The organism is Fibrobacter sp. UWH9, assembly GCF_900129715.1.
In the GTDB taxonomy this organism is placed as follows: domain Bacteria; phylum Fibrobacterota; class Fibrobacteria; order Fibrobacterales; family Fibrobacteraceae; genus Fibrobacter.
In genome coordinates this window covers 37904-61431 of record NZ_FQWP01000008.1, presented here as the reverse complement: position 1 = coordinate 61431, position 23528 = coordinate 37904, and the positions used below count along the sequence as shown (strand labels likewise).

The window sequence follows — 23528 nt, the reverse complement described above, 5'->3', positions numbered from 1 at the left end:
TGCCTGAGGTGGCGGTTTCGTTGCCTCGGGCAATCGTGGCGAACGGCGAATACAAAATAGAAAAAGTGGTGTGGCTATGGTGGCAATAAGAAAAAGACCCGGCGTATTGCCAGGTCTTTTTTCAGTGGACGGTATTGGATTTGAACCAATGACCTCTGCCGTGTGAAAGCAGCGCTCTAAACCAACTGAGCTAACCGTCCGAAGTGTGAGCCAAATATATAAACAACTTTTGGGGTTGTCAAGGGGCAAGAAGAGTTTTGCCTTACAGGTACTTATCTTCGGCGGCCTTGAGGATGGTCAGGAATTCAGCCGGGGTCTTGGAGGCAATCAAATCCTTACGGACGCCGCCATCGGCTAGCAGACGGCTGACGGAGGACAGGGCCTTCAGGTGGGGGCCAACGGTGTTGCCCGGGCTGACAATGAGGATGATCAGGTAGACCGGTTCGCCATCGAAAGAAGCGAAGTCCAGACCGTTTTCGATGGTGGCTGCCACCATGCACATGCGGTCCACGTAGTCAATCTTGGCGTGGGGTACGGCCAGTCCGCAACCGATACCGGTAGAACGGCTCTGTTCGCGGTTCCATACTGCATCGAAAATTTCGTCGCGGTGATCCAGTTTGTAGGCACTGCAGAGCGTGTCCACCAGCTCGTTCAGGATAGCTTCCTTGGTGGTGCTGGCGGAATTGATCAAGATGCAATTGTCAACAAATCTTTCGGAAAGACGCATATTGTCCTTAGTCCTTTTGTAAATGTCTGTAAATAGATATTTTAGAAAAAAAATCGCATTTGGGGAGTCCCCAAATGCAGATGTAGTCAGAAAATATTAAAAATTGCCGTTTTTAACGTAAAAAAGCCAATAATTCTGTCTGCGAGTTGAGTGCAGTTTCGCTTTCCAGGGCGTTTTTCATGGTCAAGACGTCAATTTGGCCGGGTGCTTCGGCCTTTCCGATGGCGCCGTAGGTCAGATTTGCGCCCTCTTTTAGGCTCCAGAGGCGGCTGACCTTGCCGGTTTCGCCCATGCCGAAGGCGGCGAAAAGTTCGAATTTCTTGAAATTCTTCTTGATGAACTTGTAGAGGCGGTCGCAGTCGTTTTCGGAATTGCTCATGGCGGCGATCTTCAGACCGGGTGCCTTGAACTGCAACAGTTCCTTGGCGTATTCTTCCAGTTCGGCGTCGCTAGGAACCCTTTCGAAGTTGTGTTCCGAAATGAGCAGCTTGACCCTGCGGAGGGCGGCCATGTCGTGCAGCTTGCTGTAGTTGGCCAGGTAGTCTCGTTCCAGGTCCAGCCATTCGGGGACTTCGGCGGCATCCAGAATCTTGCTCCACAGTTCCATGCGGTCTACCACGCGGGCATCGGGGAAGGTGCCGCCGTCGTGCTTGAGACGGATGGTGCCGATCTGCAGCTTGCCGGGAGCTACCTTGCGGACGCGGGCGGAGAGGCCTGGCCACTGGCTTTCTTCAAAGAAATCGTAACGGATTTCTACGGCGGTGCAGCGGTCAAAATCCTTGCGAACCGGATGGTTGGCGTCTTTTTCTGCGGCTTCTAGGGCGGCGGGGCCAATGAGGCCGACAAGATACTTGGTTGAACTGGTCATGGGCGTAAATATAGCAAAGGAGCGGGGGGAGGGGGCGCCTTTAGTGATGAGCGATGAGTTGTGAGCGGTGAGCTAGATAATCGCGCCGGAGGCGACTTGTTCAGCCATGAGCGTTCAGCTTTGAGCCATGAGTTTAATAATCGCGCCGGAGGCGCCGGAATTAGGTGTCAGGTATGAGGCAACAGGCTACAGGCGCTTGGCTGTCATCCTGAGCGAAGCGAAGGATCTAGATATCAGATACGAGATATGAGTTTTTATAATCGCGTCGGTGGTGCCTAACTTTATAATTTGCAATTCATATCTCGTAATTCATAATTAAAAACAGTGGGATCCTGAAACGAGTTCAGAATGACACCCTCCCTTCACTGTTCACTATTCACTCCTTTTTGACAGTTCTTAAAAATCTGACGATATATAAATTGCTAATATTAACCTTGAACAAAAAGATTGCATTAAAGGATGCTATTTATGGCAGATTGTAACGAAAAGAAAGAAGCCCAGACTCCGGACATGATGAAGAAGGCCGAAGAATACTTGGCCAACAACCGTCGCATTTTCCTTTGGGGCGGCGTGGATGATGAAAGTGCCGAACGTATCGTGAAGCAGCTTCTTTACCTGGATTCCCTGAATCACGACGATATTACTCTTTATATCAACAGCCCCGGTGGCGTTATTTCTAGTGGTCTCGCTATTTATGACTGCATGAACGCCATCCAGAGTGATGTGGTTACCGTTTGCTGTGGCCAGGCTGCCTCTATGGGTGCCGTGTTGCTGACTTCCGGTGCCAAGGGCAAGCGCTATGCATGGCCCAATGCCCGCATCATGATTCACCAGCCCCTGATCCACGGCGAAATCGTTGCCCCCGCAAGCGATATCCAGATTCAGGCCGAAGAAATGCTGCGCATCCGTAACATCACCGGCCAGATTCTTGCAGAAACTTCTGGCCACACCATCGAAGAAATCGACCGCGATACAGAACGCGACAACTTCATGAGTGCCGAAGAGGCCAAGAAGTACGGCCTGGTTGATATCGTCGAAAGCAAGCTTTAATTTATTGCCCGCGAGAAAACTATGGGATTTTTTTCAGCCATTAAGAATGGTCTTGCCAAGACCCGCGACGCCCTGATCGGGGAGTTGAAGGGTATTGTTGGCGCCGGTAAGATTACCGACGACACCCTGGAAGATCTTGAAGAACATCTGATCAAGGCCGACGTTGGCGTGGAGGCGGCATTCCTCCTGACCGACGCTCTCCGCGAAAACGCCCTGGGCAAGTCCCTGACTACGGAGCAGGTCCTTGATATTATGCGTAACGAGGCGGAACGCCTTCTGAAGGATCCTCCCAAGTTCGAACTGAAGGGTAAGCCCCATGTGGTTCTGGTGATTGGCGTGAACGGCGCCGGAAAGACCACGACCATCGGCAAGCTTGCGGCTCGTCTTATTGGCGAAGGCAAGAAGGTGATGATCGCTGCCTGCGATACCTTCCGTGCTGCTGCCATCGACCAGCTGGAAACCTGGGCCGAACGTTCCGGTGCGGAATTCGTGAAGCATCAGGAAGGCTCTGACCCGGCTGCGGTTGCCTATGACGCCTGCCAGGCTGCCCAGGCCCGCGGTTGCGACGTGGTTCTGATCGATACGGCTGGACGTCTGCACAATAAAGACTACCTGATGGAAGAACTGAAGAAGATTGTCCGCGTCATCAAGAAGGTAAATCCGGATATGCCCCACGACATGTGGCTGGTCATTGACGGCAATACCGGACAGAACACCATCAACCAGACCAAGATCTTCAACCAGAGTTTCCCGCTGACGGGCCTGGTGGTGACCAAGTTGGATGGTACCGCCCGCGGTGGCGCCGTGCTTTCTATCGCCAGCTCCCTGCAGATTCCTATCCGCTGGATTGGCATGGGCGAACGCATCGACCAGCTGGTGGAGTTCAACAAGCGTGAATACGTAGACGGACTCTTCGAAAACGCACTGGACGAAAAGAGCGAAGGCTAATGTTTTTGTCTTGCAAAAAAGCATGTTTTGAGGAGGGGCGTCTTGCCGCCCCTTCTTTTGCGTTTTTTGCTAGGCGCCTTGGCGCCGTTGTTTTATTGTTTGCGTTACCCTTTCTGACGTCATGCCAAAAAGAAGAATCGTATAATTCGAATTTTGTGGACGCCTTTGTGGAAATGCGCGTGGTGGAAATGACGTTTGGGGCAGATTCTCCGTCGGCCCGTATTCTGCGTCAGGAAATCATCAAGAAGCATGGCTATACCCGCGAACAGTTCCTGGCCGAGACCGAAAAACTGCTGGACGATGAAAAGCAGTGGGTCGTATTCCAGAAGGCCGTGGTGGCTCAGTTAGACACTTTGTTGGCGGACCGCAAGGAAGATAATGTCAGGGCTTCCAAATCGGTTCCCCATTCTCCTCCGGTTAAGCCCGCGAATCCTATGCTTCAGCAAAGGAAGCCTAAGGGAGGTGATGACTGATGCGACTCCTGTTCTTGATCTTGTTTGCCGCGGTCTGCGCCTTTGCCGACCCGCAGGAACCTAAGAGCCTGGTCCATTGGATGGGGTACAGCGAGGCCTTCGCGCTGGCTAAGTCCAAACCCAAGCTGGTGTTCGTGGACTTATATGCGGACTGGTGCGTTCCCTGTCGTGTCATGGACAAGAACGTGTATATGAATCCTATGGTGGCTGATGCGCTGAACCGGTACTTCTACCCGGTGAAGCTTGATGCGGATTCCCAGGATTCCATTATGTGCGACGGTCAGAAGAATACCGTGCAACGTTGTTATTTTGATGTGTGGGAGCTGAACGCATTGCCCGCCTTTGTGTTGGTGGCTCCGAAAGGCATGAGCATTCTGACGGTGACGGATTCCATGTCGCCCCAGGAGATGCTTGAATTGCTTCTCAAGTTTCTAGAAAAAGAAAAGGAATGGATATCCCGATGAGCGAATTGATGGGTGAAAATTTCCTCTTTGGTGTTCAGATTGTCTTTTGGACGATGCTGGTGCTGTTGATCCACTGCTATCTGCTGTTCCCTGTAACGCTTCCTTTTGTCAGCGAGCTTTTCAAGCGCAAGAAGTCCTGCGATGCCTCTGACGGTGAGCTGCCTACGGTGTCTATCCTGATTTCTGCCTACAACGAAGAGGCTGTTATCGAACGCAAGATCCAGAACATTCTTGAGATTGATTACCCCAAGGAAAAGCTGGAAGTTCTGATCGGCGATGACGGTTCTGCGGACCGCACTGCAGAAATTGTCGCCCGCTATGCCGACCAGGGAATCACTTTGGTGAAGGCTCCCAAGAATGCAGGCAAGGCCGCCATGCTGAACCGTCTTAACGGAATCGCCAAGAATGACATCCTCTTGCTTTGCGATGCCAACACCATGTTTTTCCCTAACGTAGTCCGTAAACTTGTCCGCGCCTTCCAGGATGAAAAGATCGGCTGCGCCTGCGGTCACCTGATTCTTTCTGACAAGAGCGGAAGCGTTCTTGGCCGCGGCGAAAGCTCCTACTGGGATCTGGAATCTGAAATCAAGAAGTTCGAAGGTGTGCTGGACCGTCTGATTGGCGGCAACGGCGCTCTCTATGCCATCCGCCGTAAACTTTATACGGAACTGCCGGTGAAGAAGAGCGTCATGGATGACTTCTTTATTGCCACCAAGGTCTTGCAGAAGGGTTACTATTGCACCTTCGTTTCTAGTGCTATCGGCACGGAACAGACCTCCAAGGAATCTACAGGTGAATACCGCCGCAAGGTCCGTATCGGCCGCGCCAATTTCAACTTCCTGTTCTCCTACTTGCCTTTGCTGAACCCGTTCCGACCCCTGACCGCCTACCTCTTCTTTTCTCATAAAATTCTGCGTTGGTTCTCTGCGCACATCTTTATCTTGCTGTTTATCTCCAACGTTCTTCTGCTGACCAGCGGCCTGGTGTACCAGATTTTCTTTGGTGCCTTTGTCCTTGGACTTCTTGTGGCGATCTTCAAGATTGTTCCTAGCGGATACTATTTCCTCTTGATGAACTTCGCCATGCTTAAGGGATTCTTTATGGCCTTTGGTCGCGAGAAAAGTGGCGGCTGGGCACGCGAAGCCCGAAGCGATGATGAAGCCTAGTTTTTTGTGGAATCGCTAGATCGGAACGTCTGATTTTAAAACGAGAAGGAATTTGTATGAAACGTCTGCTTGCGAGTCTTGCCTTGGCGCTCACACTGGTTGCCGGATTTGGCGCAACTCCTGCCCGAGCCTTTACCATGGATGTGCAGGGCGGTGTGGTAAACGCCTGGAGCGACATTACCAGTTTTAACCTGAACATTTACGGCCATTTCTGGTTCCCCATCGATCAGATGCTTTTTGTGGGTGTCGGTAGCGGCTATCAGGAACTGGACAATGTGTCCCTTGTGCCGATTGCGGCCAGTGCCTGGGTGCGCTTGCCTATTGGCAGTCAGATGCTTCCTGTGGCAACGGGCGATTGGGGCTACCTGATCGGATCGGACCATCAGATGTTCTGGCGCGCAGGGGGTGGCGTTGACATCAAGAATGGGGACTATTCCTCTATCATGCTGATGGGCGGCTACCAATTCCTGGAACACGACGGCCACGGATACGTTTACGTGCAAGCCGGCATTCTCATTGAACTGTAAGCTGCGCTCCGCTAATCGGTAACGTTATTGCATTTAAAAAAGGGCTCCCGTGGGGGAGTCCTTTTTAAGTTTATAAATGCGTGTGAAAAATTGCACTATTGTAAACAACTTAAGAAAAATTGTGCTATATTCTTTGGGCCAAATGATAAGGAGAACAAAGAATAAAAAAAATAGTTTACTCTATTATGGCGTTATTGTGGTTATGATAGATATGGAAATTTTTCATGTGCAAAAACTTCCCATGAAACTGACCTGGACAAATGTTGTGATACGGAAGATATTACTGTAAGATGTAAAATTACACCTTTTGTGGAATTTTCAACGGGGGGCAGTCCTTCAAATCCGAATGAAGATTTAACTGGTTATAACCCGAATGCTAATACGCAATTGACTGGGAACGAAAAGAATACGAATTTTACTAAAGCATCTGAATACGGAGTGATTGGATTGCATTATGTAAAACATAAAGATTTGGAATTTAAGGCTAAAACAAGCAAGAATTTAACAAGCGAAACTCGTAAAGCGATTGTTTCAAAGTATACTCTTTCTTATCGCTGAATAATGTTGTGCTGGTGAGACTCTATGATGAAACCTATACAGATCTATTTTATGCTTTTGGTAGTTCTTTTTTTTCAAGGAATCTGCCTTGCGCAATTAATTAAAGTCGCTCCAAAAGAGGCTTCCGTGAAGTCGGATTCGTTGTCCGTAAATCTGTCTGGATTTTCTGATACGATAAAAGAATTTGTTTTTGATAGTTCTACGGTTATGGCTAATCAGCCCAAAAATGAAGCGAACTTATTACTACGCATGGGAATATGCGCGGCTTCGGCTTTTGCGTACAGGCCAGGAGGTACTCCAGCATTGTGTAACATAGTTCCGTCTTTAAAGCGTTAGTGGAAAAAATGAATAGGAGGTTGTTTATGAGGAAACTTGTTTTCTTGCTATCGGTTCTTGCCAGTTTGAGTTTTGCCGGAATTGAGGCTTCTCTCGGTTTTGGACCTTATCATGGAATAGTCGGTGTCGGGTACACCATGATGGATGATCATTTTTCTGCGAACATCCACTTGTCGAACTTTAGCACCGATTATGATTTTTTTGGTGGAATGGGTGTCGCCTATCGTTTCAGTGGACTGTCCGGCGCCTATGTATTCCATTCCTCCGATTGGATGACCGGTGAAGTGGAGGGCTTTAGGATTAGGTTGGAAGATGGTGAATTTGCCGATGTGGAGGAAACCTGCAGAAGGTTTGACTACTGGCGTCTGGTTTTCGGCCTGGGTTTTCAGTACCTGATAACAAAGCATCTGGGAGCCTATGTTGAAGTTGGGTTCCAGTTCCTTGCTGGAGATGGCGGCTACTATACAAATTTTGACGAGCTTTATGGCAGACTCGATAATGATAAACTTGTTTTCCCCGTGGGTCTAGGTATCGTTGCTGACTTTTAAAAAAAAGACTCCAGTTTAACTGGAGCCTTTTCTATGCGGCCTGGCGCCTGATACCTGATACCTAAATCCTGACGCCTGAATTCTAGCCCTTTGCCAGCAGTTCCATGAGTTCGCTGTCGAGGCGTTCCGGATTGTTGTACTGGGCCAGGTTGTTATGCAGGGATTCGCCCTTGGATACGATACCGAAGTCCAGGTTCTTGTAGTTCCAGTAGCTGTAGCCAACGTCGGCTTCGCGGAGGATGTCCATGAAGTCGCGCATCCAGGCCATCTGATACTGACGGGGCACCTGGACGTAGACGCCGAATTCGTTACAGGCGACGGGCAGGTTGTACTTGCGGCGGAAATCCAGGGCGTTCTGGATGCTTGCCTGCAGGCGGGCCTTGTCCCATTTGCCATATTCAACGTCGAGGCGGGTAGTGCCGTCGGCGCTGGGGGCGGCGTAGTCACCGGGCCAGGGGCGTTCCATGTGGAAGAACGGGTCCTTGATCCATGCGGCACCCTGGTGGGTGAATGTCACCGGAGTGTAGGTATGGAAGCTATAGATAGCGTTGTCGTCATCCAGCGGAGTCAGGAATTCAAATTCGCGGGCGCTGTTCCACTTGTTGGCACCGACCACGATGGTGTTCTTGGGGGCGTGCTTACGGATGGTCCAGAAGATTTCATCCTTCACCTTGTCCCAGACCTTGGAGTCGCCTGCTGCAGGTTCGTTCAGCAGTTCCATCATGACGCGGGATTCACCGCTGTAGCGTTCTGCCAGATAAGACCAGACCTTGTTGGTGTCCTTGCGGGCGTCGGCGCTGACAAAGAAAGCCTGTTCTTCGTAGCTGGCCAGGTGGAAGTCATGGCCGGGGCACTTGTGCAGGTCCAGGATGACATCCAGGTCTGCAGCCTGGATTTCCTTGAGGGCCTTGTCCAGCAGGGCGAACATTTCTTCGTTGGGCTTCAGTTGTTCGCCGTCGAACATGTTGAAATAGTCCACCGGCAGACGGACGTGGTTGAACCCAGCATTGCGGATGCGCTTGAAATCTTCCACACCGAGGAAGGTCTTTACGTGTTGGATGATCCCAGGGAAACCCACGGGATCTTTTTCCTGGATGCAGTCTACCTGACTGAACCAGCCGCCCAAATTAACTCCCCGCAGTCTTTCTTTAATCATGTTACCATCCCATTTAAGTTGTGGCCGTCGGAATTGACGGCCGATTGAGAAACTTTACTCGTTAACGATATTCAGGTCTTCGTCTGCAATGTTCAGACCGAGAACTACTTCCATGTCGTCGGGAAGTCCGTTAAAGTCAACGATCAGGCCAACCTTCTTTTCGTCGTCCTTCTGCTTTTCGAACAGGGCGACATCATAAATCTTCATCTTTACCACAGCTTCCTGGGTAACGGGAATTTCGATGGTCATCCCCTTGCTGATGGGGCCTTCAATAATCTTACCCTTGAACACCAGAGTATTCTGGTCTTCGCCAAGGGAGGTTTTCTTTACGTGAAATACAGCCATTGTACTTTAGCCACTATTTATACTTCAGTTAATCCTCAGTTTATTAAATCCAGCCTGTTGTAAGGCTTTGGGAAAAGTTAATTTTTTTATATGACTTTGCGAGTAGGACGAATTCCTTTTTTGGTCTGTGCACCCTTTTTTCACGACTTTTTGGGCCGCGAATCCGAATTTGGCGATGTAGATTTTGTGGATGGGCCACCTAGCGCCCATTGTGCGGGTCTAAAAGATGGATCTATCCACCTTTCCCCGGCATCTTCCATTACTTTTGCCCAGAAACCGGGGGCTTTTGTGCTGTCTCCGACGCTCTGCACTTCCTGCTCCTTTGAAGTCCGTTCCGTTAAGTTGTTTTCAAATCTGCCGGTCCAGGAACTGTCGGGGAAACGGGTGCGTATGACAGCCCAGAGCAAGACGTCCGTGACGCTTTTGCGGATCTTGCTGGAGACTCGCTTCGGTCTGCGTCCTGATTATGTGGATGGGGCGTATCAGCCTGGGGATGACGCCTGCCTGCTTATTGGCGATCAGGCCCTTGAAGAAAATGAACGTCGCCGGTTCGCCTACAGTTACGACCTTGGAACCTTGTGGCAGGACTGGCAGAAATTGCCCTTCGTCTTTGGCGCCTGGATTATTGCCAAGGAGGCTTTGTCCGACGAACTGCGCCCGACTCTCCTGCGGTACATGGATGCGACCAGGAACAGTATCGAAACATTTAGCGCTAGGCCTTCTGCGGCCCTAGATAAATGGCTTGCCCGTTATCCTGTCAACTTGCCCCGCCCCGTTATTGAAAGTTACTACTCGGCCCTGGATTACCGTTTTACCGAGGAACGCAAGGAGTCCCTGAACCTTTTCTTTAGGTATGCCGCAGATTTGGGGCTTGTTCAGGCCGCTCCGGTATTGGAATTTTTACAAGAACGGTGATGACTTTGGTCCCTTGAAAATCTATTTTTAGTATGTCTCTGTTGGTGTGTGTGTAAAAGGTTAAGAGACAAAGATAGGGATAAAATGGTCGAAGAAAAGATTCTCATCGTTGATGATAGTGCGGAAGTTCTTGAGCGTACCCGCAACCTTCTGACTCACGTGGGTTATAATGTTACTGCCTGTACCTCTGGCGAAGAGGCCCTGGAGTATTTGGAATTAAACTGCGTTGACCTGGTTCTTCTTGACATTAACATGCCTAGCATGAACGGGTACGAAGTCTGTCTTCGAATCCGTCAGCGTTATGCCTTGGATGATCTGCCGGTGATTTTCTTGACGAGCCGTGAAGATACCGAAAGCGTGACTAAGGGATTCCATTCAGGTGCGTCTGACTTTGTGAGCAAGAATGCCGTGGAAGACATTCTGTTGGCCCGCGTCAATGTGCATATTCGACTGTCCCGTTCCCTGCGCTATCTGCGCGATATTTCCCTGACGGACGACATGACCGGCTGCTACAACAGACGCCACGGCATGAATTCACTCCGCGAACTTTTCTCTCGCGCACGCCGTTATGGAACGCAGTTCTCCCTGATTTATTTTGACTTGAACGGACTTAAGCAGGTGAATGACCGCTATGGCCACCAGGCTGGCGATTTGATGCTCCGTTCCGTGGTGAATTCCGTCAAGGCTTTGCTCCGCGATTCCGACTTGTTCTTCCGCATGGGCGGTGACGAGTTTATGATCCTCTGCCCCGAAACCGATAAGAAGGGGGCCTTCATTTGTGTCGAACGTATGGAAAGGGCTGCAAACGCAATTACCATCGTCGATCAGAAGGTGACTTTCGCTTATGGTATCGCACACTCTTCTGAAGACTACTCCGAAATGGACGACATGCTTCACAGTGCAGATGTATCTATGTACGAATGTAAAAAGAAGATGAAAAGTGAAAAATAGCGGAGAGCTTATAGCTGACAGTTTAAAGAAGGACTCGGAGAAATCCGGGTCCTTTAATTGTGGGATGATATAACTAGATATGAGTTATGAGTTAAAGTAAGGCGCCGTTGGCGCGATTATCTAGCTCACTGCTCACTGCTCATAGCACACCGCTGAAAGGAGTCGCAGGCCCGAGCTCATACCTCATACCTGAAGCCTGAAAGCGCGCTCCCTCACTTAAGGGCTGCGCGTACAGCGTCCAGCAATTCTGTCAGGCGCTTGCCGATTTCTTCCCAGTTACCTTCTTTCATCAGCTTGGCGCTGAAGATGCTTCCGCCGAATGCCAGCAGGTTGGCGCCTGCCTTGATGTATTCACCGGCATTTTCGGCGTTCACGCCGCTACAGGCCAGCAGGGGTATGTCGCGGAAGGGACCGCGCAAAGCCTTGATGTACTTGGGACCGCCAACGCAATCTACCGGGAAAATCTTGACGGCCGTTGCGCCCAGGTCGTAGGCCTTCTGCACTTCGGTGGGGGTCAGTGCTCCGGGGATAATCGGGGTCTTGGAGCCTGCCGCCGTGCGGATGATGTTGCTACGGGTGTTTGGGGTTACGATGAAGTTGGCGCCTGCGTGCATGGCCCTTTCCAGGTCGCTATCATGGCGCACGGTGCCTGCGCCGACGGTAATGCCGTAGGGCTTGCAGGCGGCCTTCAGTGCCGTAATGATTTCTGCGGCATTGTCGGTGTTCATGGTGACTTCAATAGCCTTAAGACCGCACTTGGCCGCAGTCTGTGCACAGAGTTCTTCGGATCCCCGGGGGATATCGCGAAGGATGCCGATGACCGGCATGTCTTTCAAAAATTCAAGTAGTTCCATGGCAATAAATATAGTGCAAAAAAAATTGGATTGGATTTTTTGCATGAAAAATCTCACATGGGTCTAAGGGAATGTGGTTGTCGTTTTCTGCGACTTTTCCGCAAAATGAAAAACGCCGGCTTTTTTGTAGCCGACGTTCTTTACGCTTGATGTAATTTGATGGATTACTTCAGTTTGAATGCCTTGGTGGCAAGAACCTTCTCGCCGGACATGAGGCGTGCAACCATGGCGCTACGATGAGGAAACTTTGCGAGGCTGACCTGTGCGGAAGTCCCTTCGAAGGTCTGTGCCATGAGCTGGTTGCCCAGCATGTCGAAGACCTTCAGGGTCTTTGTGCCCTGTGCAGGTGCAACTACATAGAGGCCTCGGCCGTTGACGATCATCTTTGCATTTGCGGCAGGAGCGGCAATCTTGCGGACTCCTACGCGGTCGCTGGTTTCGTCTGCGGGACCATAACCCCAGATGAGTTTGCCCTGGCTGCGGAGTACGATGTAGGGTGCATCAGGCGCTTCCTGGACTTCGATGTAATCCTTATCCTTGTCGGAAATTCCTTCGTAGGCGGGCATGCTGTTGCTTGCGGTATGCGACTTGAAGCTCCAGCCCTTGGTGAAGTCTACCTTTGCGGGCTCAAGAGCGTATTCGCAGGCTCCGCTAACCTTTGTACCGGAGGTTACGCTAAGGTCGAGACGGACATATCGGCCGATGCCTAAGGAGTCCAGAACAATGGGAAGTGCCCAGGTGTAGGTCTTGGATTTCTTGTCGTAGGTATCCTTGATCTTCTGGGGATTGTTTTTTCTCAGTTCCTTGCGAATCTCGTCTTCGTTGCTGCAAGGCCTGTTGAATCCGCCCTGGTCGTAGGCCTGGCAGATTGACAGGTTGAACAGTACGTTGCAGTTTTCGACGTCATCTTCGGTTGCGTCAAAGTAGACGTATGTAACAACGCTGTCCATTCTCTTCAGGGTGCTGTTGCTGAAGCTGATGGTCAAGTAGTCCAGTTCGTTGAACTCGTAATGGTATGCACCGACGTGAATGTTGTCTGCCTGGAAAATGTCGGGATTCTTGTTGCAGTTGTCGCACTTCTTTTCAAAGTAGTCGTCGCCGCCGTTGCTGACGATTGTCAAGGCAGAGACAAGTGCAGCAGATCCATCGAGGCAAGTCTCGGAAAGATGATAGTCTTCCCAGCTCAATGCGCTAGGACTAATGGAATTTTCTGCACCAGGAATGATTCCTCCGAAAAGACCTCCAACGGGTCGTACGTACTTGTATGCGACGCTACCTCGTGCATTACGTCCTTCGGGGTTTGATATTCTGTGGTGGGGATGGTTGTCGTTCTTGTCGCCAACGCCGTAAATGAAGGAAACGTCCCAGGGGTTGACGCCTAGCATGTAGTTCAGCTGGTTGATACCCAACTGATGCAGTTTTTCGGAGTTCCAGTTCAAGGTGCCCAATGTCGGAAGCTTTACCTTTTCCAGGTCCTTGGCGATATCGGCAAGGGCGAGGACTTCAAAGATATTTCCCGCTTGATAGCGGTTATATATCCATGATTGATCCGTTTGCATGCTATACCATGCACCGTCATAGCTGATGGCTCCGGATTCGCTTGAGAGTAGGCTGACAGGAAGTTCGATGCTACTTGCGCCGGAGTTCGAAAGATTTTGCAGGTTGATGGCCATGGTGCTTGCCACCTTTTCTGCATATCCCAGACGTTTTTCATCGGAGATGCCGTACTTGGTTGCGGTCTTTGAATCCTTCAGCAACAGTTTGTAGAAAGCATAGAGTGTCAGCGTGTTGACGTTTGCCCAGCTGGTGTTCCTGCTGGACTTTAACATGCCGTTTCGACCATGGGCCATCCAGCCGCCATTGAAGGCGAAGCTTCTGCTCATCTGATCTGTCCCGATTTCCGTATCTTCGACGGCGTCGTTCAGGTAATCCATTTTGCCGGACTTTTCGTAAGTGGCATAGTGGAGGGCGATCGCTGCCAGGGCGAGATCGTCGTGATATTCATTATTGCCGTTGTAGGCTGGGGTACTCCATCCTGCGGCCATTGTGTTGTAAACAAACTTCTTCCCCTTGTCATAGGAGTCGTTGCCAAGTGCCAGGTTCTTGGCGAAGTCGTACATCTTTTCGGCGACCATCAGGCAGGAGTCGGCGAAGTCCTTGTCGTATTTGGCGTAGTCCTTGCTCAGGATGGCAAGGCCAGCCGCGATTTGACCGGAAATATTGGAACCCAGTTCGCCGAGACGGACGTCGCGATCTGCGGGACCGCCGCGCATCGAAATGACGATGTAGTCCTGAAGTTCAGGGCGAACCCATAAACCGTGATCGCTACCGAAGTTACCCACGGAAACGGCCATGTTGTCGACAACGCCATTGGCAGCCTTGAATGATCTCAGGAAGAAATCCGCACCGTGCTTTGCTTCGCGAAGAACGTCAGGAACGTTGTCGGTCTTTACGAATTCCCCGTGGTTGTATGCATAATGGTCAACGTCCTTGGAGGGGTTGGAGACCGCGGCGACGGCAAGATTTGCAAATGCGTAAGCCTGGGTCTGGGATTCCTTCAGGTAGTCACCGCAGTCGTACCAGCCACCCTGCAGGTCACCTTCATTGGTTGTTACACCGGAGACTACTTTTTCGTCGAAGACCACCTTGCCTGCGCCGTCCTTGACGTGGCTCGGGCCATGGAACCAGGAATCGGAATTGCCGCTGCGCTGGATGCCAAAGAATTTAATGGCCGCATCCTTCACCATGGTGTAGACGTCTTCGCTTACGATGAAGGTGCTGGAGATCTCGTCACCGACCTTGATGCGGAGGCGCTTGTCGGTGGGGACGGACTGGGGAATGTTTCCGACGAGGATACTTCCGGAGGGGCCGTTGAACTCGACAGAGTAGCGTTTATGATCGCTAATAGTTGCGTCAGTGCCTGCGACGATAAGCCAGCTGGAGGTGGTTTCTTCGGAAGTCTTCGTGAGGGTCCCGGTAATTTTCTTGCTTAAGGACTTGCCGTTCTCATCGACGACTTCGAATTCCTTGGCGGTGCCGATAAAATAGAACTGACGTTCCGTATCGCTCTTCAGGTAGCCGGCCTGGTTTACGCGAATGGGAGAGATGGTCGTGTTGATGACGTCAAGATAGGCCTGGTCCAGGGTGTCAGGCATGAGGGCTCCGGCCTTGAAGTTTGCCGGGGTCTTTTCTTCGGGCAGGACGTTATCCTTTTTTGCATTCGGCTCGAAATTGTCGAGAGCCTTGGCGTCCCAGGTCAGGGGCCAGGTGGGGCGAATCAGGTCATAGGGGGTGGTGGCTGCAAAGGCGGTTGCAGAAAGTGCTGCAATGGCGGAAGCGGCTATCAGGGTTTTCTTTTTGGGGTGACGCATTAATACCTCGTTGTTCACAAGGTAATAATAGCTAACCTTTATAAGAATGCAAGTAAAAAGTATGTTACTCGAACCTTAAAGCATCTATGGGGTCCAGGCGGCTTGCCTTTCGTGCAGGGTACCAGCCGAAGAATACTCCAGTCACAAAACAGACGCCGAAACTGACCACCACGCTGGTAATGGAAACGCTCATGGGCCAGTTCAGTATGGACTTGACTGCCTGAGAGGCTCCGATGCCGAGACCGATTCCGATGAGACCGCCCAGCAGGCTGATCATGACGGATTCAATCAGGAACTGCAAGAGTATATCGCGACCGCGTGCGCCAATAGCCATGCGCAGGCCGATTTCCTTGGTACGTTCCGTAACGGAAACGTACATGATGTTCATGATGCCGATACCGCCAACCAGAAGGCTGATGCCCGCAATTGCCGTAAGGACTAAGGACAACATATCGGACGTGTTGGTCATCATGGTAATCATTTCTTCCTGGGTGAAAATTCGGAAGGGGTCCGTGGGCTTTGTCCAGCTGCGACGTTCCTTCAGGATACCCATGATTTCTTCTGTGGCCTGTTCCGCGTAGCCTTCGCCGATGGAGTTTGCGTAAATCTGGCGGATTTCCGTGGTGGCGTTAAAACGTTTCATTACCGTCTGGTAGGGCGTGAAGATGACATCATCCTGGTCCTGCCCGAAATCACCGCTGCCTTTGGCCTTTAATGTGCCGATGACCTTCAGCGGGATGCTCTTGTATCGGATGGTCTTTCCGATGGGGTCTGTATCGGGGAACAGGTTCTTGATGACAGATTGGCCGATGACGCAGACTTTGGACATCCGGTCCGCTTCGTCGTCGAACATGACGCCGTCCTCGATTTCGTAGTTGCGGATCTTGAGGTAGTCGCTGGAAATTCCGCTGAGTTGGGTGGGGGAGTTGTTGTTTCCTGCAATGGCCTGGCCGTTGGCGGTAATCATGGGCGATACGCCATTGATGAACTGTGCCCTGTTGCGGATTTCGATAACGTCTTCTTCTTCTAGGGAGACCGCGGATTCCGTTTGCACGCCGCCGCGACGGTCGCGATTAGGCATGACGATAATGGCGTTGGTGCCCATGCTGGTCATCTGTTCCTTGATGGACTGCTTGGATCCTTCGCCCATGGCTACCATGGCAATCACGGCGGCCACACCGATGACGATGCCCAGCACCGAAAGGAAGGTTCGCATGCGGTTGCGGAACAGGGCCTTCACTGCAATTTTAACAAGGGTTATTGGACCCATTATGCGCCCTCCCCGCGACGATCTTCTGAATCATCGTCAAAAACTTCCGGCGGGGGCAATGCCTCAAGGGCGGCCCTTGCGTCGGCCACATTCTCGTTGATGACGTCTTTTTTTAGAAGGCCATCTCGCAGCGTAATGGTGCGTCCGCTGAAGGTGGCGATATCCGGTTCGTGGGTCACGAAGGCGATAGTCTTCCCTTGCCTATGCAAGTCCTGGAAGATGCTCATGATTTCGTAACTGGTACGGGTGTCCAGGTTACCGGTGGCTTCGTCGGCAAGGATAATGACCGGATCGTTGACCAGGGCGCGGGCAATGGCCACTCGCTGCTGCTGACCGCCGGACATCTGGTTGGGCAGGTGATTCATGCGGTCGGAAAGCCCTACCATTTCAAGAGCGCGGACGGCTCGCTTGCGACGCTCCGAAGCAGAAACTTTTGAATTGTACAGGAGGGGCAGTTCCACATTTTCGAGAGCTGTAGTTCGGCTCAGCAAATTGTAACTCTGAAAGACAAAACCCAGCTTCTGGTTTCGGATTTTTGCCAGGGCGTCCCGCTTCAATTTTTCGGTATGCTCCCCGTCCAGAATGTAGTGGCCTGCGGTGGGCTTATCCATACAGCCAAGAATGTTCAACATGGTAGACTTGCCCGATCCGCTGGTTCCCATGATGGTGACGAACTCTCCCTTGTGAATGTCGAAGCTTACTCCGCGCAGGGCGTGTACAGTTTCATCGCCCATCTTGAAGTCGCGACGTAAGTTCTGTATAGAAAGGATAGGGGAGTTGTCCATAGTCGTAATTTTAGATGCTTTTACATTCCACGGGGTTGCAGCGGACGATAAAATACTAAATTTTGGAAGGCGAGTTAGTTTGGGTTTACTTAAGTTAAGTAATGGATTTTGGATGAAAAGACTCGTTTCAATTTTGTTTGTATTTTGCGCCATGGTTGTAGCACAGCCTTTAGATGGCGATAGTGATGGTGTACCCAACGATATTGATCAGTGCCCCAATACAAGGCCGGGCACTCCCGTTGATTCCCTAGGTTGCCCCTTGGATTCTGACCATGACGGTGTTTACGATACCAGGGATCTGTGCCCCGGTACGGAACCGGGAACTCCCGTAGATCAGACTGGCTGCCCCCTGGATACTGATGGGGATGGCGTTCCCGATTATCTGGATAAGTGCCCCAACAGTCCGGTAGGTGCTTTGGTGAATGAACGAGGCTGTGTCCGTGATGATGATGGGGACGGTGTTCCCGACCAGTTGGACAAGTGTCCCAATACACCCTACGATGCCATTGTAGATTCCGTTGGCTGCCCTGTTTCCAGGAATTCAACTCTGGATTATCTGAGGGGCCGAATTGATTTTCAGACTGGCTCTGCCAAGCTGACCAAGGCAAGTTTTTCTGCCTTGGATTCCCTGGTAGACATCCTGATCGGCGCTCCCACCATTAAACTTGAAATCGAGGGCCACGTGGATAACGCCGGTCCCGAGAACATCAACTTGATGCTGTCTCAGGAACGTGCCCAGTCTGTGGTTGACTACTTGGTTGGCAAGGGGATTGATGCCCGTCGCCTGAAAGCGGTGGGGCTTGGATCTAGCCGTCCTGTTGCCGACAATGGAACCTTGCAGGGCCGCAAGGCGAATCGTCGCATCGAATTTATTGTTTGGTAAAGACCCACTTCTTGTAGAGGGTGAAACTGGCCAATACGTAGACTACGTTTGCAACAATGTTTGCGAAGTAGCTGGGTTTCATGAACTTGGAAATCAAGTTTGCGCTTGAGGCCAGCGGACCCCAATTATCAAGGGCGTAGACGCATCCTTCCAGAACCAGAAGGTTCAGGCCGTAGGCACATAAAAATACAATGAGGAATCGGGTAATTTCCGCAGACTTCTTGTTGGAACTTTTGAAATTCCAGATGCGGTTCATGATGTAGCTGTTGCAGCCCCCGGCCACAAAACCCAGGAAGTTGGAAAGCTCCAGATTCCAGTCCAGCAGCTGATGCAGCACCCAGACGACTGCCAGGGTAATCAAAGTGTTCATGATTCCGATCAGATTGTATTTGATAAAGTGAAGCATGGCCCGCAAAATAATTATTTTTGACCCCATTATGTCATGGATCGAATCTAGAAAGTGCTCTGCGGCGGAAGCTGCCGAAATGATCAAGGATGGGGACGTTCTTGGCGTGTCCGGTTTTACCTTGGCGGGTTACCCTAAGGTGGTGCCGACCGCTCTTGCCGAACGTGCCGAAAGACTCCACGCCAATGGCGAGCCTTTCAAGATTACGCTGTTCTCTGGCGCATCGACCGGCGATAGCTGCGATGGTGCGCTGGCCCGCGCCGATGCGGTCAGTTTCCGCATGCCGTACCAGTCCAATCCGGCGTTGCGCAAGGCGATTAATGGCGGTTCCATCAAGTATATTGACGCACACCTTGGAAAGATGGGCTACTGGATCCGTACCGGTGCGCTGCCCCGCCCCACGGTAGCTATTGTGGAGGTGACCTGTATTCTTCCCGATGGTCGTGTATGCCTTTCTACGTCTGGCGGTAATTCCGTAACGTACCTGGAAATGGCAGACCGTGTTATCCTGGAACTGAATACCCGCTTTGGCGATGCTTGCGTGGGCATTCACGACGTGGCACTTCCGGATTTGCCGCCCCATGCCAAGTCCCTGGCTATCGATGCGCCCGGTGATCGCGTGGGCGAGGCCTTTGCCTGCGTCAATCCCGAGAAGGTGGTGGCCATTGTAGAACAGTCCCGCTTCGACGAAGTGACTCCCTTTGTGGAGCCCGATGAAATTTCCCGCAACATTGGCGAACGCATCCTGGACTTTGTCCGCTTTGAGGAAAAGCGTGGCCGACTCCTGAAGGGGCTTGCTTACCAGAGTGGCGTAGGCAAGGTGGCTAACGCTGTTCTTTCTGCCATGGCGGCGGATGATCGCCTGAGCAAGATTGACCTTTATACCGAAGTGATTCAGGAAGCGGTTCTTCCGCTGCTGAAGAATGGTAAGCTGGGGATTGCTTCCGGAACGGCTCTTACTTTGTCTGAAAGTACCCAGAAGGAATTCGTCGCCAATGCCGAGGAATGGAAAAAGCATCTGGTGATCCGTCAGCAGGAAGTGAGCAACAGCCCCGATGTTATCAAGCGCATCGGCGTTATCTCCATGAATACCGCCCTTGAAGTCGATATCTTCGGCAACGTGAACAGTTCCCTGGTGGCAGGCTCCGCCATGATGAACGGTATCGGCGGTTCCGCTGATTTTGCCCGCAACTGTCTGCTTGGATTTTTCATGACGCCCTCTGTGGCCAAGAATGGAACCATCAGTTCCGTGGTGCCTTATGTGAGCCATGTGGACCACCCCGATCACGATACCATGATTTTCGTGACGGAGCAGGGCTTGGCTGACCTTCGTGGCCTCCCCGCCGAAGAACGTGCCCGCCTGATTATCAAGAATTGCGCCCATCCCAATTTCAAGGAACCTCTGGCCGATTTCCTGGAATTCAGCCTGAAGCATGCCAAGGGCGTGCATGTGCCGCTGGCTCTTTCCCGGGCTTTCGAAATGCACGAGAAATTCCTGGAAACGGGAAGCATGCTCTAAATTTGCTGTTTTTGCCAAATTAGCACGTTTTTTTTGACAGCGGATGTAATCATTGTAAGTAAAAATTGATTTGGAAACATCGGGCTCACTTTTTTATATTAGGCCTGATGTATCGTTTGGCTTTTTTGATTTTTCTGTCTGCTTTGTTCGTTGCCTGCGGCGACGATTCCTCGAATTTTACCCCGTCCGGAAACGATGATGAAATTCCGAATTCCGCAGATTCCCAGAATGGTAGTAGCGGATCCCAGAGTGAAGTTTCTGGCAATAGCTCCATTGGGGAAGTGGTTCCGGGGCCCGTGATTAGCGATGATCCCCCTGTAGAAGATTCCACCGTGGTCTCCGATTCCGATGACCTGCCTAAGTGTACTTCGGAAAATCAGGGTGAAGCGATGATGGTCGCTTCCGAGAATGCAATCTATTTCTGCTATGAAGGCGAATGGGTTACTGGCGTTGTGGAAGACATTGGCGTTTCTTGCGAAAACGGTTCTCTGATTGCGGGCATGCGGATGCCTCTGGATACGGTGTCTTCCATGTTCGGTTATGATACTGTTTCTGGCGAGTTCGTCTACCGCCGTCAGGATGTTTCTGTGGTTGGCATCGCCGAAAAGGGTCCCTTCCGTTTTGGTACCTCGGTGAAGGTGGTGGAACTGGATAGCATGAACCGTATGGCCGATTCCGACCGTATACATGAAACTTGCGTTGTTACTGCCGACGGTTCCTATGGCTTCGATGCCTTTGACGTGGTTTCCCCCTATGTTCGAGTGGAGGCCGAAGGCTATTATAAAAACGAACTGACTGGTGGCCTGTCTTCGGAATTGATTAAGCTGAGGAACGTTACCGACCTTACGGAACGTGATTCCGTAAACGTGAACATCCTGACTCATATCGATGCCGTCGTGGTGATGAAGCTTGCGGAACAGGGTGGTTTCAATACGCCGATCCGTATGCTCAAGGAACAGTCCCTAAAGAAGGTGCTTTACGCTTTCGGCATCAAGATTGAAGGGTTCAATGACGACCTCTTTATGCAGGGCCAGGGTGGTATGTTCGGCCCGGGCACTTCTACAGTTTCGAAGATTTCCGACGAAGTCAACCTGTTTGACGGAGACGAATTCAGTGCCGCTCTCTTGGCTGTATCCGTAATGCTGCAACGTCATGGTTCTGGCCAGGAAATGCTCCTGTTTGCAGATTCCATTGCCCAGAAAGTCGCCAATACCGGAAACTGGGACGACTGGACTTCCAGGGCTCATTTGGCTGACTGGCTTATGTCTCTTGACATTAATGGTGACTTTGAAAAAATCCGTAAGAACGTGGCTAGCTGGAAGCTGGGGGATGTTCCCGATTTCGAAAAGCACTTGCGCAATTTCTGGACAAAGGAATTGAAGTTCCCCGAATGCAATGCGTCTACTGACGGAATGGTGTCTCATATTTCTGAAAGTCAGAGCTCTCTTTTTGGCTGTGATTACAGGGATACAACCAAGACCAAGCTCCGCTTTACCTGCGATGCTGAATTGGGCCGCTGGCGTGCCGCTACCGATATCGAAAAGGATACGGTGGGGCTGGGAGCCGATACCTCCAAGTACGATGGCGCTATTCGCCCCGGTGTGATCAACAAGGACAAGAATTACATCTATGAAACTTCTACCGGAAAATGGCGTGTTGCTACCGGCAACGATATCATGGATTTCTCTGACGTGGCCGATGTGTACCGCAATCTGGGTGCAGGCGAGTCCGTGGTGTTTGTACTCCGTCATGCAGAACGTACCAATGAAACTGGCTCCAAGGGGCATCTGACCGACAACGGCAAGGCTCAGGCTAAGAGTGTCGGTGCCAAGTTTAGTGGCGTCGGCAGGATTTACTTTGCCTATTCCGGTTACACCCGCACCCTGGAAACCTGCGAAGGAATTGCCGATGGGGCTGGGCAGGGTAGCATTAACCCCGATGTTCTTGATGGCCTCGATGGGGAATGGTATGTGAAGTCTGGCGACCCCTCCATTATCGAGTTGTCTAGCTGGGCTTATAGGGGCGTGCCTGCTGGAAACTTCTACGACTTGGAAGACCGCACCAAGGAACTGGTGTCCGATTACATTCTGGCCAACCGCAGCAAGTTGCAGAAGGTCAACTTCTACATTTCCCATGACAGGATGGTCTTGCCCCTTGCGGTTTACGCTTCCCAGAAGAAGGTGGACCTGCGTTACTTCGATGAGCAGGGTAATCGAAACTGGGTGAACTTCCTGGCCGGTGCCGCAATCATTTTTGACAATGCAGGCAACGTCCGTTACGTTCCTGTCCGCGGTCTGGAATCGGGAGTCATGAAGCTCTAGTCCCGGATTTTATAGGACGGTTTACGTCTGATGTAAAGAAATGTTTATCAATGGGCGCCTGGTAAAAAAGGGCGCTTTTTTAGTCTAAAAATTTCCCCCTCATTTGCCCTTATCTTTAACCTTTAACCTTTTCGCTTTCCGCTAATTAATTAAATTTCCATCGTTGATTTTTATCAAAATGTTCACCTAAAAGAATGGATAAAATCCAATATGAATGAAACGCAAGAAATCACTGCAGAATCCCAGGTAGCTCCCGCTGCCGAAGAAGCTGTAGTTGCAACACCGGCTGCAAAGGCTAAGGGACGTTTCGACGAGCAGATCGCCTTGATGTCTCCTACTGATGCCGCTAAGGTTCAGGCTCAGCTTGACCTGACTCCTGGTGCCGATTCCGCCGTCTTCGAAATTGTCGAAGCTCATGGTGGTGGATTCCAGGTGCTCTACAAGACTTACGATCAGTCTGTGACCGCCCGTAACGCCCTCAAGGCTAAGGACGATGCATCTGCAAAGGTGCTCCCCATTGCCAAGGCTACTTTGGGCAAGGAATATTGCAATGGCGACGTTGTCGAAGGCGTCTGCCAGGGCGAAAAGGAAACCTTCACTATTGGCAAGCTGGCTGAATTCCAGGCTACTGGCCTTATCGTAGTGATGGCTGTTATTATCGGCCTCTGCCTGCTCTGCTACTTGATGAACTTCATCATGGCAAAGCTTGGCCTCAACGTGGACAAGGCACCTGCACCCGCAGTCAAGCCCGCCGCCGCTGCTCCTGCTGCCGCTCCCGCTGCAGCCCCTGCCGCCGCTGCACCCCGTACCATTGGCCCCGCTCACTGCGACTGGGATCCCAATGCCAAGAGCGTTCATCCGGGTATGACCAACAAGCAGCTCCAGGCTTTCCTGTCTATCGCTGCTATTGCCGCCCTCGAAGAACATCCGGGCCTTACCAACGACGAACTGGTGGTGATCATGACCGCAGCTGCAACTCAGGTCCTGGGTCAGCCCTGCCGCGTCACCGCTTACAAGAATGTTAACTCCCCTGCTTGGACCATTGTCTAAGATCTAGGAACAACCTTTAAAAATTCAACAGGCTATA

At 51.4% G+C, this 23528-nt stretch carries 23 protein-coding genes and 1 tRNA gene; 14 read left to right on the top strand and 10 right to left on the bottom strand.

Translation table 11 applies throughout. The annotated features are described in order from the left end of the window. Positions 1-125: 125 nt before the first annotated feature. From BUB94_RS08645 to BUB94_RS08635, 3 genes are all read right to left on the bottom strand, one after another. A tRNA-Val gene (locus tag BUB94_RS08645) sits at positions 126-200 on the bottom strand. Positions 201-262: 62 nt separating this feature from the next. Next, a complete protein-coding gene (locus BUB94_RS08640) occupies positions 263-727 on the bottom strand; it encodes a PTS sugar transporter subunit IIA (RefSeq protein WP_073236013.1) in 465 nt (154 codons plus the stop codon). Positions 728-839: 112 nt separating this feature from the next. After that, a complete protein-coding gene (locus BUB94_RS08635; protein ID WP_073236010.1) occupies positions 840-1595 on the bottom strand; it encodes a type I 3-dehydroquinate dehydratase in 756 nt (251 codons plus the stop codon). Between the two features lie 468 nt (positions 1596-2063). On the opposite strand from BUB94_RS08635, the gene BUB94_RS08630 reads away from it, so the two are divergent. The 8 genes from BUB94_RS08630 to BUB94_RS08595 all read left to right on the top strand — a co-directional run bounded on the left by BUB94_RS08630 (position 2064) and on the right by BUB94_RS08595 (position 7665). Next, positions 2064-2645: an ATP-dependent Clp protease proteolytic subunit gene (locus BUB94_RS08630; protein WP_073236007.1), complete on the top strand. Its 582-nt coding sequence runs from the start codon at positions 2064-2066 to the stop codon at positions 2643-2645. Between the two features lie 21 nt (positions 2646-2666). Further along, positions 2667-3593: a signal recognition particle-docking protein FtsY gene (gene ftsY, locus BUB94_RS08625; RefSeq protein WP_073159763.1), complete on the top strand. Its 927-nt coding sequence runs from the start codon at positions 2667-2669 to the stop codon at positions 3591-3593. Between the two features lie 155 nt (positions 3594-3748). Continuing rightward, the gene (locus BUB94_RS08620) at positions 3749-4066 is read left to right on the top strand and encodes a hypothetical protein (RefSeq protein ID WP_073236004.1); all 318 of its coding nucleotides are present in this window, start codon (positions 3749-3751) and stop codon (positions 4064-4066) included. Next, on the top strand, positions 4066-4530 hold the full coding sequence (locus BUB94_RS08615; protein ID WP_088658847.1) for a thioredoxin family protein: 465 nt from the start codon (positions 4066-4068) through the stop codon (positions 4528-4530). The genes BUB94_RS08620 and BUB94_RS08615 overlap by 1 nt, the downstream gene beginning before the upstream one ends. Further along, entirely contained in the window at positions 4515-5696 is a 1182-nt protein-coding gene (locus tag BUB94_RS08610) for a glycosyltransferase family 2 protein (RefSeq protein WP_249269377.1), read from the top strand. The genes BUB94_RS08615 and BUB94_RS08610 overlap by 16 nt, the downstream gene beginning before the upstream one ends. Positions 5697-5752: 56 nt before the next feature. Beyond that, complete coding sequence (locus tag BUB94_RS08605) at positions 5753-6223, top strand: hypothetical protein (protein ID WP_073159769.1); 471 nt, start codon at positions 5753-5755, stop codon at positions 6221-6223. A 309-nt stretch (positions 6224-6532) separates the two neighbouring features. Next, positions 6533-6781 (top strand): hypothetical protein, encoded by a 249-nt coding sequence (locus BUB94_RS16435; protein ID WP_139258368.1) that lies wholly within the window; start codon positions 6533-6535, stop codon positions 6779-6781. Between the two features lie 362 nt (positions 6782-7143). Beyond that, positions 7144-7665 carry a hypothetical protein gene (locus tag BUB94_RS08595; protein ID WP_073235998.1) on the top strand — a complete coding sequence of 174 codons (522 nt, stop codon included), beginning with the start codon at positions 7144-7146 and terminating at the stop codon, positions 7663-7665. A gap of 82 nt (positions 7666-7747) precedes the next feature. Here the strand turns inward: BUB94_RS08595 and BUB94_RS08590 are convergent, their stop codons facing one another. Both BUB94_RS08590 and BUB94_RS08585 read right to left on the bottom strand, forming a co-directional pair. After that, the gene (locus BUB94_RS08590; RefSeq protein WP_073235996.1) at positions 7748-8821 is read right to left on the bottom strand and encodes a glycoside hydrolase family 5 protein; all 1074 of its coding nucleotides are present in this window, start codon (positions 8819-8821) and stop codon (positions 7748-7750) included. Positions 8822-8875: 54 nt separating this feature from the next. Then, positions 8876-9166 (bottom strand): hypothetical protein, encoded by a 291-nt coding sequence (locus BUB94_RS08585; protein ID WP_073159777.1) that lies wholly within the window; start codon positions 9164-9166, stop codon positions 8876-8878. A 90-nt stretch (positions 9167-9256) separates the two neighbouring features. On the opposite strand from BUB94_RS08585, the gene BUB94_RS08580 reads away from it, so the two are divergent. Continuing rightward, on the top strand, positions 9257-10081 hold the full coding sequence (locus BUB94_RS08580; RefSeq protein ID WP_073159779.1) for a menaquinone biosynthetic enzyme MqnA/MqnD family protein: 825 nt from the start codon (positions 9257-9259) through the stop codon (positions 10079-10081). A gap of 84 nt (positions 10082-10165) precedes the next feature. Beyond that, positions 10166-11032 carry a GGDEF domain-containing response regulator gene (locus BUB94_RS08575; protein WP_073159781.1) on the top strand — a complete coding sequence of 289 codons (867 nt, stop codon included), beginning with the start codon at positions 10166-10168 and terminating at the stop codon, positions 11030-11032. Positions 11033-11244: 212 nt separating this feature from the next. Here the strand turns inward: BUB94_RS08575 and BUB94_RS08570 are convergent, their stop codons facing one another. The 4 genes from BUB94_RS08570 to BUB94_RS08555 form a co-directional block, all read right to left on the bottom strand. Further along, positions 11245-11886, bottom strand: a complete 642-nt coding sequence (locus BUB94_RS08570; protein WP_073235993.1) for a bifunctional 4-hydroxy-2-oxoglutarate aldolase/2-dehydro-3-deoxy-phosphogluconate aldolase — start codon at positions 11884-11886, stop codon at positions 11245-11247. 164 nt (positions 11887-12050) lie between these two features. Next, a complete protein-coding gene (locus BUB94_RS08565; RefSeq protein WP_073235990.1) occupies positions 12051-15257 on the bottom strand; it encodes a glycoside hydrolase family 9 protein in 3207 nt (1068 codons plus the stop codon). Positions 15258-15321: 64 nt separating this feature from the next. Then, positions 15322-16527, bottom strand: coding sequence for an ABC transporter permease (locus tag BUB94_RS08560; RefSeq protein ID WP_073159785.1), 1206 nt, complete (start codon positions 16525-16527; stop codon positions 15322-15324). After that, entirely contained in the window at positions 16527-17312 is a 786-nt protein-coding gene (locus BUB94_RS08555) for an ABC transporter ATP-binding protein (protein WP_073159787.1), read from the bottom strand. The genes BUB94_RS08560 and BUB94_RS08555 overlap by 1 nt, the downstream gene beginning before the upstream one ends. Before the next feature lie 151 nt (positions 17313-17463). Here BUB94_RS08555 and BUB94_RS17375 point away from each other — a divergent pair, with 151 nt between their 5' ends. After that, positions 17464-18195, top strand: coding sequence for an OmpA family protein (locus BUB94_RS17375; protein WP_073235987.1), 732 nt, complete (start codon positions 17464-17466; stop codon positions 18193-18195). Here the strand turns inward: BUB94_RS17375 and BUB94_RS08545 are convergent. Continuing rightward, complete coding sequence (locus tag BUB94_RS08545; RefSeq protein WP_073159790.1) at positions 18182-18601, bottom strand: GtrA family protein; 420 nt, start codon at positions 18599-18601, stop codon at positions 18182-18184. The two genes, BUB94_RS17375 and BUB94_RS08545, sit on opposite strands and share 14 nt — an antisense overlap. 31 nt (positions 18602-18632) lie before the next feature. Here BUB94_RS08545 and BUB94_RS08540 point away from each other — a divergent pair, with 31 nt between their 5' ends. The 3 genes from BUB94_RS08540 (at position 18633) to BUB94_RS08530 (ending at position 23491) form a co-directional block, all read left to right on the top strand. Beyond that, positions 18633-20120, top strand: coding sequence for an acetyl-CoA hydrolase/transferase family protein (locus BUB94_RS08540; RefSeq protein ID WP_254793710.1), 1488 nt, complete (start codon positions 18633-18635; stop codon positions 20118-20120). A gap of 107 nt (positions 20121-20227) precedes the next feature. Next, positions 20228-22441 carry a histidine phosphatase family protein gene (locus tag BUB94_RS08535; RefSeq protein ID WP_073235984.1) on the top strand — a complete coding sequence of 738 codons (2214 nt, stop codon included), beginning with the start codon at positions 20228-20230 and terminating at the stop codon, positions 22439-22441. 210 nt (positions 22442-22651) lie between these two features. Then, on the top strand, positions 22652-23491 hold the full coding sequence (locus BUB94_RS08530; RefSeq protein ID WP_073159795.1) for a hypothetical protein: 840 nt from the start codon (positions 22652-22654) through the stop codon (positions 23489-23491). Positions 23492-23528: the final 37 nt, after the last annotated feature.

Excerpts from the sequence above, each read along its gene's own strand:
- BUB94_RS08640 (WP_073236013.1), bottom strand. The coding sequence starts at position 727 with ATGCGTCTTTCCGAAAGATTTGTTGACAATTGCATCTTGATCAATTCC.
- BUB94_RS08635 (WP_073236010.1), bottom strand. The coding sequence starts at position 1,595 with ATGACCAGTTCAACCAAGTATCTTGTCGGCCTCATTGGCCCCGCCGCC.
- BUB94_RS08630 (WP_073236007.1), top strand. The coding sequence starts at position 2,064 with ATGGCAGATTGTAACGAAAAGAAAGAAGCCCAGACTCCGGACATGATG.
- ftsY (WP_073159763.1), top strand. The coding sequence starts at position 2,667 with ATGGGATTTTTTTCAGCCATTAAGAATGGTCTTGCCAAGACCCGCGAC.
- BUB94_RS08615 (WP_088658847.1), top strand. The coding sequence starts at position 4,066 with ATGCGACTCCTGTTCTTGATCTTGTTTGCCGCGGTCTGCGCCTTTGCC.
- BUB94_RS08610 (WP_249269377.1), top strand. The coding sequence starts at position 4,515 with ATGGATATCCCGATGAGCGAATTGATGGGTGAAAATTTCCTCTTTGGT.
- BUB94_RS08605 (WP_073159769.1), top strand. The coding sequence starts at position 5,753 with ATGAAACGTCTGCTTGCGAGTCTTGCCTTGGCGCTCACACTGGTTGCC.
- BUB94_RS08595 (WP_073235998.1), top strand. The coding sequence starts at position 7,144 with ATGAGGAAACTTGTTTTCTTGCTATCGGTTCTTGCCAGTTTGAGTTTT.
- BUB94_RS08590 (WP_073235996.1), bottom strand. The coding sequence starts at position 8,821 with ATGATTAAAGAAAGACTGCGGGGAGTTAATTTGGGCGGCTGGTTCAGT.
- BUB94_RS08585 (WP_073159777.1), bottom strand. The coding sequence starts at position 9,166 with ATGGCTGTATTTCACGTAAAGAAAACCTCCCTTGGCGAAGACCAGAAT.
- BUB94_RS08580 (WP_073159779.1), top strand. The coding sequence starts at position 9,257 with ATGACTTTGCGAGTAGGACGAATTCCTTTTTTGGTCTGTGCACCCTTT.
- BUB94_RS08575 (WP_073159781.1), top strand. The coding sequence starts at position 10,166 with ATGGTCGAAGAAAAGATTCTCATCGTTGATGATAGTGCGGAAGTTCTT.
- BUB94_RS08570 (WP_073235993.1), bottom strand. The coding sequence starts at position 11,886 with ATGGAACTACTTGAATTTTTGAAAGACATGCCGGTCATCGGCATCCTT.
- BUB94_RS08565 (WP_073235990.1), bottom strand. The coding sequence starts at position 15,257 with ATGCGTCACCCCAAAAAGAAAACCCTGATAGCCGCTTCCGCCATTGCA.
- BUB94_RS08560 (WP_073159785.1), bottom strand. The coding sequence starts at position 16,527 with ATGGGTCCAATAACCCTTGTTAAAATTGCAGTGAAGGCCCTGTTCCGC.
- BUB94_RS08555 (WP_073159787.1), bottom strand. The coding sequence starts at position 17,312 with ATGGACAACTCCCCTATCCTTTCTATACAGAACTTACGTCGCGACTTC.
- BUB94_RS17375 (WP_073235987.1), top strand. The coding sequence starts at position 17,464 with ATGGTTGTAGCACAGCCTTTAGATGGCGATAGTGATGGTGTACCCAAC.
- BUB94_RS08545 (WP_073159790.1), bottom strand. The coding sequence starts at position 18,601 with ATGCTTCACTTTATCAAATACAATCTGATCGGAATCATGAACACTTTG.
- BUB94_RS08540 (WP_254793710.1), top strand. The coding sequence starts at position 18,633 with ATGTCATGGATCGAATCTAGAAAGTGCTCTGCGGCGGAAGCTGCCGAA.
- BUB94_RS08535 (WP_073235984.1), top strand. The coding sequence starts at position 20,228 with ATGTATCGTTTGGCTTTTTTGATTTTTCTGTCTGCTTTGTTCGTTGCC.
- BUB94_RS08530 (WP_073159795.1), top strand. The coding sequence starts at position 22,652 with ATGAATGAAACGCAAGAAATCACTGCAGAATCCCAGGTAGCTCCCGCT.